The organism is Acidovorax soli, assembly GCF_014207955.1.
GTDB classification, from domain to species: domain Bacteria; phylum Pseudomonadota; class Gammaproteobacteria; order Burkholderiales; family Burkholderiaceae_C; genus Acidovorax; species Acidovorax soli_A.
The window spans coordinates 477,176-490,571 of sequence record NZ_JACHLK010000003.1 but is presented as its reverse complement, the minus strand read 5'-3'; the positions used below and the strand labels follow the sequence as shown (position 1 = coordinate 490,571).

The window sequence follows — 13,396 nt, the reverse complement described above, 5'->3', positions numbered from 1 at the left end:
TTCTTTCCCCCTGGCTTGCGTGGTTCGCATGGAAGCCAGGGGCGACGCCAGCGCACCGCCGCATTCCCCTGACGCCACTGGCCGCTATGTTTTCATCCCTCATTCCCCGCCTGTTTGCCTGCCTGCTGCTGTGCGCAGCCGTGCAGGCGCATGCGCTCACGGCCGAGGCTGCGCGCGCCATGGCGGCCGGCGACACCGATGAGCGCATCGCCGCGCTGCAGGCCGCCATCGCCACGCCCGACGAGGCCACCATCGCCTTCATCCGCGCCATGGGCGAGGACGCGGTCAAGATCGCCGGCGACAAGGCCATCGTCATCAAGGACGACAAGGGGCTGGACCCCGTGACCGGCGCCGAGGTGCCCGTGCCCGACGACGCAGAAGACATCGTCAACAACAACCGCATGCGCGGCGAGTTCGACACCGCACTCGCCTCGCTGCAGCTCATGTCCACGGACATCGGCCAGCGCCGCAAGGCCATCGACGCCCTGCGCGAAGAGACCGACGAGGCCCGCCTGCCCCTGATCGAAAAGGCCCTGGCCGCCGAGCAGGACGCAGGCCTCAAGACCCGCCTGGAGACCATCCGCGCACGCATCCTGATCAGCAGCAGCGATGCCGCCAAGCGCCTGGAGGCCGCCCAACTGCTGGCCACCAGCGCCAACCCTGCCACGCGCACCGTGCTGCTGGAGCAACTGCGCAATGAAGAGGATGCCAAGGTCAAGTCCGCCCTGCAGACGGCCCTCAAGGCCGTGGAAGAGCGCCTGCAGTGGGGCGAGCGCCTGGCAGCCATGTTCTCGGGCATCAGCCTGGGCTCCATCCTCCTGCTGGTGGCGCTGGGCCTGGCCATCACCTACGGCCTCATGGGCGTGATCAACATGGCGCATGGCGAGCTGATGATGATCGGCGCCTATGCCACCTACGTCATGCAGGGCGTGTTCCAGCGCTACTTTCCCGGCGCATTCGATTGGTACCTGGTGGCGGCCGTGCCTGCCGCATTCCTGGCCTCCGCCCTCATGGGCGCGGTGCTTGAGCGCGGGGTGATCCGCTTCCTCTATGGCCGCCCGCTGGAGACGCTGCTGGCCACCTGGGGCATCAGCCTCATGCTGCAGCAACTGGTGCGCAGCGTGTTCGGCGCGCAGAACGTGGGGGTGGAAAACCCCTCGTGGATGAGCGGCGGCGTGCAGCTCATGGAAAACCTGCAACTGCCCTGGAACCGGCTCATCATTGTCGCCTTCGCGCTCGCGGTGCTCGGGGGCGTGGCCTTTCTCATCAGCCGCACGCGCCTGGGCCTGTTCGTGCGCGGCGTCACGCAGAACCGCCCCATCGCCTCGTGCATGGGCGTGAACACTGCCCGCGTGGACACGTATGCCTTCGCGCTGGGTTCGGGCATTGCAGGCCTCGCAGGCTGCGCGCTCAGCCAGGTGGGCAACGTGGGCCCCGACCTGGGCCAGGGCTACATCGTCGATTCGTTCATGGTGGTGGTGCTCGGCGGCGTGGGCCAGCTGGCCGGCACCGTGTATGCCGCGCTGGGCCTGGGCGTGCTCAACAAGTTCCTCGAAGGCTGGACGGGCGCCGTGCTGGCCAAGATCGCCGTGCTGGTGTTCATCATCATCTTCATCCAGAAGCGGCCGCAGGGCATCTTCGCCGTGAAAGGCCGCACTGCGGACTGAAGGGCGAGCCATACCATGACCACCAAGTCTTCTCCTTCTTCTCTGCAATTGCCCGCACCCGCGCCGCTGCTCACGCGCGGCGGCTGGTCGGCTTTCATCGTGGCGCTCATCGTGGTGTGTGCCGTGGCGCCGTTGCTCAACCTCTGGGTGCCGGCCGGCAGCCCGCTGCACCTGTCCGACTATGCCGTCGCGCTGCTCGGCAAGATCATGTGCTACGCCATCTGCGCGCTGGCCATGGACCTGATCTGGGGCTATACGGGGATCTTGAGCCTGGGCCACGGCCTGTTCTTTGCGCTGGGCGGCTACGTGATGGGCATGTACCTCATGCGCCAGATCGGCCGCGATGGCAACTACCAAAGCGACCTGCCCGACTTCATGGTGTTTCTCGACTGGAAGGAGCTGCCCTGGCACTGGATGCTGTCCGACAGCTTTGTCGCCACGCTCATCCTGGTGCTGGCTGTGCCCGGCATCGTGGCCTTCGTGTTCGGCTACTTCGCCTTCCGCTCGCGCATCAAGGGCGTGTATTTTTCCATCATCACCCAGGCCATGACGTATGCGGCCATGCTGCTGTTCTTCCGCAACGAGACGGGATTTGGCGGCAACAACGGCTTCACCGACTTCAAGCGCATCCTGGGCCAGCCGATTGCCACGCAGAACATGCGCATGCTGCTGTTCGTGATGACGGGGGTGGCGCTGCTCGGCTTCTTCCTGCTGGCGCGCTGGCTGGTGCGCAGCAAGTTCGGCCGCGTGCTGCAGGCCGTGCGCGATGCGGAGACCCGCGTCATGTTCTCGGGCTACTCGCCGCTGCCCTACAAGCTCACCATCTGGACCATCAGCGCCATGATGTGCGGCGTGGCCGGCGCGCTGTACGTGCCCCAGGTCGGCATCATCAACCCCGGCGAGATGAGCGCCGCCAACTCCATCGAGATCGCGGTCTGGGCGGCCGTGGGTGGGCGCGCCACGCTGATCGGCCCCATCGTCGGTGCCTTCATCGTCAACGGCGCCAAGAGCTGGCTCACCGTGACCGCGCCTGAGTTCTGGCTGTACTTCCTGGGGGCGCTGTTCATTGCCGTCACGCTGTTCCTGCCCAATGGGGTAGTGGGTTTGGTGAAGAAGTTCGGTTTCGGCAACAAGAACAACAACAACGACAAGAAGGAAGGTGCTGCATGACCCCGGACCTGATGGAAGAGGGCGCGCGCCGCCTGCAGGGCCAGGTGGTTCCGACCCCGACGGGCCGGACCGAATCGGGCGGCCGCGCCGCCGGCTTCTCGCGCCTGGCCATGCCCGGCGAGGTGGACGTGGCCCATGGCCGCATCCTGTACCTCGAAGACGTCAACGTGAGTTTCGACGGCTTCAAGGCCATCAACAACCTGAGCCTCGATATCGCCCCCGGCGAGCTGCGCTGCATCATCGGCCCCAATGGTGCGGGCAAGACCACGATGATGGACATCATCACCGGCAAGACCCGCCCCGACAGCGGCACCGTGTTCTTTGGCAGCACCATCGATCTCTTGCGCCACAACGAGCCCGAGATCGCGAGCCTGGGCATCGGCCGCAAGTTCCAGAAGCCCACGGTGTTCGAGCAGTTGACCGTGTTCGAGAACCTGGAGCTCGCCCTCAAGACCCACAAGGGCGTCAAATCCAGCATGTTCTTCCGCCTGGATTCGGGCCAGTCCGACCGCCTGGCCGAGGTGCTGCACACCATCCACCTGGCGGGCAGCGTGTCGCGCATGGCGGGCAACCTGAGCCACGGGCAAAAGCAGTGGCTGGAGATCGGGATGCTGCTGATGCAGGACCCGAAGCTGTTGTTGCTCGATGAGCCTGTCGCTGGCATGACCGACGACGAGACGGCGCGGACGGCCGAGCTGTTTTTGACCTTGAAGGGCAAGCACTCCCTCATGGTGGTGGAGCATGACATGGGGTTCATTCGGACGATCTCGGAGATCGTCACGGTGTTGTGCGATGGGGCTGTGTTGGCGCAGGGGACTTTGGATCAGGTGCAGGCGGATGAGCGGGTGATTGAGGTTTATTTGGGGCGGTGATGTCTGGGCCTCTTTTTGTGTCGCATGCTTTGATGAAGGGTGGGAGCCGGGATGAGCGCCCGGCTGCGCAAGCTTGTTTTGGCGACCTTTGGTCAGTGATTGCAGCATGCCCATCCCAAGTGCGGGAGCCGGGTCTCGGCCCGGCGGCCGAGGTACTTGTTCTTTGCTTCGCCAAAGAAAAGTACCCAAAAGAAAGGCGACCCCGCTGCCCGTGTCCCCCTCGCCGGTGGCGAGGGGGCAGCCTGCGATGCTCGGTCCTGGGGTGCACCGCGGAACTCGCTGCGTTCGCCCTGCGGGTGAACTCCGCTCAAACAACCGCGGTGAGTCAGACAACGATGCGCGTGTCCTTCGGCACGCGCTCACCCCAGGCCCTGCGCTTCTCGGCACGGTCAGAAGGGGGTGGGAGCGGGCTCCATACGGGCCATTGCTTCGCTCGGCCACGTGGTCCTTCGCTGCGCTCGGCTCGCCAGAGCGCTCGCGCCAGTTGCGTCGGCAGCGCGCAGCGCGTAACCGACACCCGGCGCAGCTGCGCAGCAGCAGCCGTTTTTGACCCCGCTCCCCACCCCTTCTGGCTGCGCCGAGAAGCGCAGGAACTGGGGTGGGCGTGTGTGCCGAAGGACACACACGCTTCGTCGTCTAGCTTGCCGCAGCTGTTTGAGCGGAGTTCGAAGAACGCAGCGAGTTCTGCGGCACCACCCCAGTTCCGAGCATCGCAGGTTGCCCGCAGCGAAGCGGAGGGACGCAGACTGGGGGTCGCCTTTTATTTGCCCACTTTCTTTTGGCGACGCAAAAGAAAGTGGGTGCGCCGCCGGGCGCACATCCCGGCCTCCGCCCTCGGCAAAGCAACAGCAGCAACCATAGCCCCGAACCCTTGACCGACAGAGGCAGAAAAAAATGCTCACCGTCCAAAACATCAACCAGTACTACGGCGGCTCCCACATCCTGCGCGACGTGAGCCTCACCGCCGAACCCGGCAAGGTCACCGTCCTCCTCGGCCGCAACGGCGTGGGCAAGACCACCCTGCTCAAAAGCCTCATGGGCCTGGTCCCCATCAAGAGCGGCTCCATCCAGTTCGATGGCAAGCCCATCGACAAGACCGCCCCTTATGACCGCGCCCGCGCCGGCATCGGCTTCGTGCCCCAGGGCCGCGAGATCTTCGGCCGCCTCACGGTGGAAGAGAACCTGCGCATGGGCCTGGCCTACAAGAGCGGCGCCACCCCCGTGCCGCCCCACCTGTACGAGCTGTTCCCCGTGCTCAAGCAGATGCTGCGCCGCCGCGGGGGCGACCTCTCGGGCGGGCAGCAGCAGCAGTTGGCCATTGCGCGGGCCCTCGCGCCCGGGCCGCGCCTGCTGATCCTGGACGAACCCACCGAAGGCATCCAGCCCAGCATCATCAAGGACATCGGCCGCGTTATCCGCATGCTCGCCGACAAGGGCGAGATGGCCATCCTGCTGTGCGAGCAGTACTACGACTTCGCGCAGGAACTGGCCGACCAGTACCTCGTCATGGAGCGTGGCGAGGTCATCGCCCGCGGGCCGGGCAGCGAGATGGAAAGCAAGGGCATCCGCAACCTGGTTGCGATCTGATCGGGCGCGGGCTCATTCAGCCCGCCTTGGCGGGCTGCTGCACCATCGCCTCCACCAGCAACTGCGTGAAGGTGTCGTGCAGGGGCGAGGCCGGTGCATGGCTCAGCGTGGCGATGGCCAACTGGTAGGCGATGTGCGGCTTGAACGGCCGCGAGGTGACGCCGCCCATCGGGCAATGCCGTGCCAGCAGCGCATTGACGATGGACACGCCCAGCCCCTGCGCCACATGGGCACAGGCCTCGCTCACCGAATGCACTTCCAGCGCCACGCGCGGCTGCACGCGCTTCTGGCGGAAGGCCATGTCGATCTCGTGGCGTATCTGGCGCTGGCGGCCCAGCAGGACCAGGCTGCAGTCAATCAGGTCGTCGGGGCTCACCTCGGCCAACTGCTCCAGCGCATGGCCCTTGGGCATGATGCACACGGCCTCGGATTCCAATGTGGCGCGGGTGCTCAGCCCCTGCATTTCCATGGGCAGGCGCACCAGGCCAATGTCCGCCTCGCGGCCGAGCAGGGCCTGCTCGGCATCGCTGTACGAGCCCGAGAGCACCTCCACCACCACGTCCGGATGCGTTTGCATGAAGCGCTGCGCCAGCGTGGGCATCAGCGTGGTGGCCAGCGTGTTGGGCACCGCCACCTTGAGCAGCCGGCGCCGGAACCCGCCCAGGCGCAACTGCTCGGCATGCCGGCGAAAGCACTGGGCCGAGTCCATCAGCCCCTGGGCATCGCTGCGCAGGGCCTGGGCTTCGGCCGTCGGTGTCAGCCGCCCCTTCTCGCGCACGAACAGGCGCAGGGACAGGCTTTCCTCCAGCTGGGCCAGCAGCCGGCTGACGGCGGGCTGCGACAGGCCCAGGCGCTCGGCCGCCGCGGTGGTCGAGCCGCTGAGCATGATGGCGTGGAAGGCCTCGAGCTGCTTGAAGTTCATGGGGGCGAGTCAGCCGTGTGGGTTGCCGGGTGCGTGCGTGCGTGCATCTTTGCACCGCTGCCGTGCGGGTGCAAACGCGCCGCAATCCGCATAGGGTAATACGGCTTTGTCATAGCGTTGTGAGGACCCGCCTCGCTCCACAGAATTCGTGGCGTCTGAACCCACACCCTGTTCGAGGAGCGAGATTCATGAGGCCCATTTCCCCCGCCGCGCTGGCTGCCAGCGGCCTGGTATTCCTGTCTGCCGGCACACCCGCCGCAGCGCAAACGCAAGACCTGCAGGTCTACGGCCAGGTGCGGCTTACCGTCAACAACGTCAAGGTCGGCCATGCCGGCTCCGTGATGGAAGAGCGCGACAACGCCTCGCGCCTGGGCTTTCGCGGCAAGGAAGACCTGGGCGACGGCATGGCCGCGCTGTTCGGCCTGGAGATGGGGCTTGAAGCCGACTCGGGCGCCGCCACCACGCCCGCATTCCGCAACAGCTACGTGGCGCTGCGCGGCGGCCTGGGCACACTGGCACTGGGCCGGCTTGATTCGGCCAATCCCACGGGCTCGCCGCTGTACTCGCAGGTCACGCGCATCACCTCGTTCGCGGCCAACGACGCCGGGGCCACGGCCATCGGCACCTCCATCCTCAATGCGCGCAACCGCACCTCCAATTCGCTGGGCTACCAGAGCCCGACCTGGGGCGGTGTGAACCTGCGTGCGCGCTACTACCTGCGCGGCGACGCCAAAACGCCAGAGCAGGAAAACGGCGCCAAGTCGCTCGATCTGGGCCTGAACTACGTGGACGGCCCCTGGTCCGCGGGCATTGGCTACGGCAAGGACACACGCCCCGGTGGCCTGCTGGCCAACGAGTTCGCAAGCAAATGGCAGGCAGGCCTGCGCTACGATTTTGGCGCCGTCGAGCCCTATGTGCTGCTGGGCCGCGACCGCTATGCCACCACCAGCGCCACCGCACGCGCCGACGTGGGCTACTGGCTGGTGGGCAGCCGCTTTTCCGCCGGCCAGCACGCCCTGGTGGTCAATGTGATGCAGCGCGACGTGCAGGCCTCGCGCCAGGGGCTGCGCAAGCGCCAGCAGGTGGCGTATACCTATGCCCTGTCCAAGCGCACCGAACTGCAGGCCTTCATCGACCGCGACGGCATCGATTCGAGCCGCAGCAACGTGGCCGTGCGCGCCGTGGGTGCGGGAGTGCGCCATGATTTCTGAACCCCGGTCCTTTCATCGTTCCTTCTTGCCATCGACCCCGAGCCGCACCATGTTCCGAATTCCGCAAGTCCTCGCGCTGATGGCGTTTTCCGTTCTGGTGGGCCAGCCCCTGGCCGCAGGGGCGGCCGAGTTTCCTGAAAAGCCCGTGCGCATCGTGGTCCCGTTCCCGGCAGGGGCAGCTGCCGATACGGCCATGCGTGTGGTGGCGCGCAAGATGTCGGAGCAATGGCGGCAGCCCGTCGTCGTCGACAACCGGCCCGGTGCGCACGGCTTCCAGGCGGTCACCTCTTCGGCGGCCGATGGCTACACCTTGCTCATGGGGGCGGGCTCAGGCATGGTCACGGCACCGCTGCTGTCGAGCAAGCTCTCCTACAACCCCTCGCGCGACTTCGTGCCCGTGGGGCGGGTGGTGGTCAACGTGCCCATCCTCACCACGCACCCTGGCCTGCAGGCGCGCACGGTGCGCGAGCTGGTCGACCTGGCGCGCAAGAGCCCGGGCACGCTGAACTACAGCACCAGCGGCAATGGCAGCCCCGGCCACCTGTCGATGGAGATGTTCCAGGCGGCCACGGGCACTAAGATGGTCCAGATCCCCTACAAGGGTGGCGGCCCCGCCGTGAACGAGCTGGTGGGCGGCCATGTGCAACTGGGCATGAACGCCGTGCCCAGCGTGTTCGCGCACATCAAGGCCGGCCGGCTCGTGCCCCTGGCAGTGGCCAGCGCCAAGCGCTCGCGCGCCTTCCCGCAGGTGCCGACCATGGCCGAGGCCGGCGTGAAGGACTTCGAGTACGACATCTGGTACGCCCTGTTCGCCCCCACGGGCACGCCGCCCGATGTGGTGAGCAAGGTCAGCCGGGCGCTCAACGCCTCGCTGGGCGATGCCGAGGTGGCCAACCTGCTCGTGGCCCAGGGGGCCGAGCCGGCGCCCACCACGCCGCAGGAGCTGGCGCGCTTCATCCAGGAAGACACGGCGCGCTGGGCCAAGCTGGTCAAGGAACGCAACCTCAAGCTCGACTGAGCGGCGGAACCCTTCCATGACCCAGATTTCCCAGACTGCCGCCGCCACGCACGGCGGCGTGACCCGGCACACCCACCGCGTGCCCATGCGCGATGGCGTGCACCTGGCCACCGACCTGTACCTGCCTGCTGGCATGGCGGGACCGCTGCCCGTGCTGCTGGAGCGCACCCCTTACGGCAAGAACGCCGAGACCCGGCGCGAGCGCACCGCCGCCAATCCGTCGCCCATGCGCCGTGGCGAAGTGGCCGCGCGTTTTGCCAAGGCCGGCTACGCCGTGGTGGTGCAGGACTGCCGTGGCCGCTTCGATTCCGAAGGCCTGTTCACCAAGTACCTGGGCGAGGCCCACGACGGAGCCGACACCCTGCAATGGATCACAGCCCAGCCCTGGTGCAACGGCGCCGTGGGCACCTACGGCCTGTCGTACGCAGCCCATACCCAGACCGCGCTGGCCAGCCAGCGGCCTGTCGGGCTCAAGGCCATGTTCCTCGAATGCGGGGGCTTTGCCAATGCCTACCGCGGCGGCATACGGCACGGAGGTGCGTTCGAGCTCAAGCAGGCCGTCTGGGCGCTGCGCAATGCCTGCAGCGGCAGCACCCAGCTCGGCGAAGCCGCACGCCAGGCCCTGGCGCAGGCCGACATCGGCGAGTGGTTCCTGCGCCTGCCCTGGTCGCGCGGCGACTCGCCCCTGCAGTGGGCGCCCGAGTACGAGGACTACCTCTTCGGCCAATGGGAGCGCGGTGCCTTCGACGCCTACTGGCGCCAGCCCGAGCTGTACGCAGCGGGCCACTACGGCGCGCTCGACGGCGTGGCCGTGATGCTGATGTGCGGCTGGTGGGACCCTTATGCGCAGACCACCACCGACAACTATCTCGGGCTGGCCCAGCGCGGTAACCAGGGCGTGCGCATGGTGCTCGGTCCCTGGACGCATGGCGAGCGCAGCGTGCCGTACGCCGGCGACGTGGACTTCGGCCCCGCCGCTGTGCTCGATGGGGCGCTGGCGCCCGACTACGTGGCCATGCGGCTGGCCTGGTTCGACCACTGGCTCAAGGGCGCACCCCTGCCGCAGGGCCTGGACGAGGGCGTGCGCTACTTCCGCATGGGCGGCGGCTCGGGGCGGCGCACACCTGAGGGGCGGCTGGACCATGGGGGCTCTTGGCGCAGTGCCAGCCGCTGGCCCCTGCCCGGTACCGATTTCGTTCCCTGGTACCTGGGGGCCGATGGCAGCCTGTCACCCCAGGCGCCAGGGCGTGGCGATGTGCTGGCCTTTGATTTCGACCCCGCATGCCCGGTGCCCACGCTGGGTGGCTCCATCACCTCGGGCGAACCCCTGATGGTGGCGGGCGCCTACGACCAGCGCAGCAGCGCGCAGACCTTCGGTGCCCAGGCCCCTTACGGCCCGCTGGCGCAGCGGCCCGATGTGCTGGTCTTCCAGACACCGGTGCTGCAGGACGATCTGGAGGTTTCGGGCCCCATCACCATCGAGCTGTGGGTGTCTTCCACGGCGCCCGACACCGACTTCACCGCCAAGCTGATCGACCTGTACCCGCCCAGCGAAGACTACCCCGAAGGCTACGCCATGAACCTCACCGACGGCATTCTGCGTTGCCGCTACCGGCGCTCGTGGGAGTCGCCCGAGATGATGCAGCCGGGCGAGGTGGTGCAGATCAGCATCGAGCCCATGCCCACTTCCAACCTGTTCCGCAAGGGGCACCGCATCCGGCTGGACGTATCGAGCAGCAACTTCCCCCGCTTCGATGTGAACCCCAACACCGGCGCGCCCGAGGGGAGCGCCGGGCCGCGCGTGGTGGCGCGCAACAGCGTGCACATGGGGGCCGGCCGGCCCTCCCGGGTGGTGCTGCCGGTGCTGCGCTGAGCATGCAGCGCGGCTGTACTCAGCTGCGCGCGGGCGTGGCGGCCGGCGCTGCCTGGCGCCAGCGGGCCACGCTCTCGATCACCAGCACCGTGCACACCATCCAGGTGCCGCCCAGCAGCCAGCCCGCGAGCACGTCGCTGGCGTAGTGCACCTGCAGCACCATGCGGCTCCAGCCCGTGGTGAAGACCAGCATGCCGGCCAGCACCGCACAGGGCATGTGCCAGCGCGCGGGCAGCAGGCGCGTGGCCAGGTAGGCCAGCAGGGTGTAGGCCACCATCGAGGCACTGCTGTGCCCGCTGGGGAAGCTGTAGCCATCGGCCTGGGCCACGCCGTGGTGCAGGTGCTCGGGCCGGGCACGTTCGAAGATGCTTTTCAGGATGCGCGTCAGCGCCCCGTTGCCCGCCAGGGCCGCCAGCCAGCCCGTGGCCAGCAGCCGCTGGCCATGCCACCACAGCGCGGCACCCACCACGGCGGTCAAGGTGGTGAGCACGGCGGTGTCGCCCAGGTGGGTCAGGGTGGCGAAGAGCCGCAGCACCTCGGCGGGCGCCTGCAGGCGCAGGCCGGCTGCAATCGCGTCGTCCACCGCGCCCCAGTCGTTGGCGCCGCGTTCGCTGCCGCTCTCGGCCAGCTCGGCCATCACGCTGCCTGCCAGCACCATGGCGCAGGCCGCTGCGGCCATCCCGGCCAGCAGTACCCAGCGCGCATCGATGGGCGTGAGGGTGGGCAGTGCCTTGTGCAGCAAGGGGCCGCCATGGCGGCGCAGCGCGCGCAATCCCCACAGCGATGCGGGCCCTACCAAACTGGCCAGGACCAGCCCTGCGAGCCACCAGCCCAGCGGGGAGCTGGCAACCAGGGTGCCTATGGCAAGGGCATCCGGCATCATCATGGGGGCGGCGCTTTCGTCAGGGGCATGCGGAAAAAGTCATGGGAACATGCAAGGGTGCCGGTTGTACCCCATCGCGCAACAGCCCTTTGCAACCGCTGTGAATGTAGGACAAGGCGCCGACAAGCGCACAGCGCCGTGGCTGACAGGCCCTGGCCTGCGGGCCGGGCACCATCACCCGGTGGCGGTGCCATCATGGTTCTCCCGTGCCGCCGACCCATGCCTGTTTTCATGCACCCATGACCATTGCCGAACGCCCTCCTGCCGTCCATCCCCATGGGCGCATCCACCTCGTGGTGCCCAAGCGCCCTGGTGCCGACTTCGACCTGGTGCGCGCCAAGCTCGAAGGCGCCTTCGCGGCGCATGCGCACGATGTGGTGTGGCATGTGCCCGACCAGCGCGGCGATATCGTCGACCTGGCCTACTCGGCCGTGCGCGCAGCCCAGGCCGATGCCGGGCTGGTGGTGGCCGCGGGCGGCGACGGCACCATCAATGCTGTGGCCTCTGCGGCGCTGCAGGCGGGCGTGCCCATGGGGGTGATCCCCATGGGCACCTTCAACTACTTCAGCCGCGAGCATGGCCTCGCGCTCGATCCCGAGGTGGCCGTGCAGGACATGCTGCGCGCCATGGAGCAGGGTGACATGCGCCCTGTGCAGGTGGGTTTCGTCAACGACCGCATGTTCGTCGTGAATGCCGCCGTGGGCCTGTACCCGCGCCTGCTGGCCGAGCGCGAAATGGCCTCCAAGCGCTTTGGCCGCTCGCGCATGGTGGCCATCCTGTCGGCCGTGTGGAGCATGTTCCGCCCCGCCGGCGGGCGCCGCTGGCGCGTGATCCTGCGCACGCACGAAGGCGCGCAGGCCCAGCAGGAGGAACACCTGGTCACTACGCTGTTCGTGGGCAACAACCCGCTGCAGCTCGATCGCATGGGGGTGGCGCAAGCGAAGTCGGTCGCCGAAGGCGGTCAACTGGCGGTCATCCTGCTGCAGCCCCAGCACCGCCGGGCCGTGGCCCGCACGGTATGGAACGCCGCCACGGGCCAGCTCGCGCGCGACCCGGCCGTGGTGAGCATGGCCTGCGCCGAGATGACCGTGGCCCCGGCCAGCTGGCGCCCCGCGCAGGTGAAGGTGGCCTTCGACGGCGAGCGCGAGTGGATGGCGCCGCCGCTGCGTTTTCGCGTGCACGACAGGCCGCTGTGGCTGGTCACCCGCACCACCCTCGACCGCGACCCCGCGGCCGCCCCGCAAGCGGTGCAGGAGAGCGTGACCGCCGAGGCACCCGTGGCCCCTGCCGCGGTGCCCCTGCCTGTGCTGGGGGCCACCGCCGCGGCGCCGGGCTGAAAGGTGGACTGATACCGCCCCGCGCCTGTACCCTACGCCCATGTCCGTACTGATGCATCTGTCCGACCTGCACTTTGGTGCCCACGAACCCGTGGTCTGCCGCGCGGTGCAGGCGCTGGCGCGCCAGCTCGGAGTGTCGGTGGTGGTGGTTTCGGGCGACGTCACGCAGCGCGCCACCCCGGAGCAATTCGCCCAGGCTGCCAGCTTCATCCGGGGCCTCGATGCGGGTGCCGCGGTGGTGCTGCCCGGCAACCACGATCTGCCGCTGTTTGCCTGGTGGCTGCGCTGGGGCCGCGCCTACCAGCGCTTCGGGCAGGAGTTCGGCCCCGACCTGGAGCCCGTGCGCCAACTGGGCCGCTTCTTCATCGTCGGGGTGAACACCACGCGCCCCTGGCGCCATGAGCGGGGCAGCCTGTCGGGCGCCCAGATCGCCCGCGTCGAGAAAGAGCTGGCCGAGGCCTACGAGGAGCCCTGGCGCATCGTCGTCGCCCACCATCCGCTCACGGCCCGCAATGCGCAGGACAAGGCCCACCGCCCCGCGCGTGCCGAGGAAGCCCTGCTGCGCTGGCGCGATGCGGGCGCGCAGATGCTGCTCTCGGGCCACGCCCATGCCGCCGGCCTGCTGCAGCCGCTGCCGGGCCTGTGGGTCAGCCAGGCCGGCACGGCCGTGTCGCACCGGTTGCGCCACGGCTACCCCAACAGCCTGGTCATCCTGAGCCACGAGGCCGACCCGGGGAGCCCCGACAAGGCGCAGCGCTGGGCCTCGCGCTGGGACTATGACCCAGAGACCACGGCCTTCCACTGCGTGCAGCGCCAGTGGGTGGATGATCCCAACGGCGCCCTGGCCATCTGATCC

11 protein-coding genes are annotated in these 13,396 nt (G+C 68.3%); 9 read left to right on the top strand and 2 right to left on the bottom strand.

The window, feature by feature from the left end; all coding sequences use genetic code 11:
• Window positions 1-86: 86 nt before the first annotated feature.
• The 4 genes from urtB (at window position 87) to urtE (ending at window position 5,296) form a co-directional block, all read left to right on the top strand.
• Window positions 87-1,667, top strand: a complete 1,581-nt coding sequence (urtB, locus tag HNP48_RS10925; RefSeq protein WP_184856934.1) for an urea ABC transporter permease subunit UrtB — start codon at window positions 87-89, stop codon at window positions 1,665-1,667.
• A 15-nt stretch (window positions 1,668-1,682) separates the two neighbouring features.
• Window positions 1,683-2,837, top strand: a complete 1,155-nt coding sequence (gene urtC / locus HNP48_RS10920) for an urea ABC transporter permease subunit UrtC (RefSeq protein ID WP_184856933.1) — start codon at window positions 1,683-1,685, stop codon at window positions 2,835-2,837.
• Window positions 2,834-3,709, top strand: coding sequence for an urea ABC transporter ATP-binding protein UrtD (gene urtD, locus HNP48_RS10915; RefSeq protein ID WP_184856932.1), 876 nt, complete (start codon window positions 2,834-2,836; stop codon window positions 3,707-3,709). Before urtC ends, urtD begins: the two co-directional genes overlap by 4 nt.
• A gap of 894 nt (window positions 3,710-4,603) precedes the next feature.
• On the top strand, window positions 4,604-5,296 hold the full coding sequence (gene urtE / locus HNP48_RS10910) for an urea ABC transporter ATP-binding subunit UrtE (RefSeq protein WP_184856931.1): 693 nt from the start codon (window positions 4,604-4,606) through the stop codon (window positions 5,294-5,296).
• Window positions 5,297-5,312: 16 nt separating this feature from the next.
• Here urtE and HNP48_RS10905 read toward each other — a convergent pair whose 3' ends face one another.
• Window positions 5,313-6,218, bottom strand: coding sequence for a LysR family transcriptional regulator (locus tag HNP48_RS10905; RefSeq protein WP_184856930.1), 906 nt, complete (start codon window positions 6,216-6,218; stop codon window positions 5,313-5,315).
• A 188-nt stretch (window positions 6,219-6,406) separates the two neighbouring features.
• On the opposite strand from HNP48_RS10905, the gene HNP48_RS10900 reads away from it, so the two are divergent.
• The 3 genes from HNP48_RS10900 to HNP48_RS10890 are packed head-to-tail and all read left to right on the top strand — an operon-like array spanning window position 6,407 to window position 10,320.
• Window positions 6,407-7,429, top strand: a complete 1,023-nt coding sequence (locus tag HNP48_RS10900) for a porin (RefSeq protein ID WP_184856929.1) — start codon at window positions 6,407-6,409, stop codon at window positions 7,427-7,429.
• Window positions 7,430-7,478: 49 nt separating this feature from the next.
• Complete coding sequence (locus tag HNP48_RS10895; RefSeq protein ID WP_184856928.1) at window positions 7,479-8,447, top strand: tripartite tricarboxylate transporter substrate binding protein; 969 nt, start codon at window positions 7,479-7,481, stop codon at window positions 8,445-8,447.
• A 16-nt stretch (window positions 8,448-8,463) separates the two neighbouring features.
• On the top strand, window positions 8,464-10,320 hold the full coding sequence (locus HNP48_RS10890) for a CocE/NonD family hydrolase (protein ID WP_184856927.1): 1,857 nt from the start codon (window positions 8,464-8,466) through the stop codon (window positions 10,318-10,320).
• Between the two features lie 19 nt (window positions 10,321-10,339).
• Here HNP48_RS10890 and HNP48_RS10885 read toward each other — a convergent pair whose 3' ends face one another.
• The gene (locus HNP48_RS10885) at window positions 10,340-11,206 is read right to left on the bottom strand and encodes a phosphatase PAP2 family protein (protein ID WP_184856926.1); all 867 of its coding nucleotides are present in this window, start codon (window positions 11,204-11,206) and stop codon (window positions 10,340-10,342) included.
• Between the two features lie 236 nt (window positions 11,207-11,442).
• On the opposite strand from HNP48_RS10885, the gene HNP48_RS10880 reads away from it, so the two are divergent.
• Both HNP48_RS10880 and HNP48_RS10875 read left to right on the top strand, forming a co-directional pair.
• Entirely contained in the window at window positions 11,443-12,540 is a 1,098-nt protein-coding gene (locus tag HNP48_RS10880) for a diacylglycerol kinase family protein (protein WP_184856925.1), read from the top strand.
• A 40-nt stretch (window positions 12,541-12,580) separates the two neighbouring features.
• The gene (locus tag HNP48_RS10875; protein WP_184856924.1) at window positions 12,581-13,393 is read left to right on the top strand and encodes a metallophosphoesterase; all 813 of its coding nucleotides are present in this window, start codon (window positions 12,581-12,583) and stop codon (window positions 13,391-13,393) included.
• The last annotated feature ends 3 nt before the right edge of the window (window positions 13,394-13,396 follow it).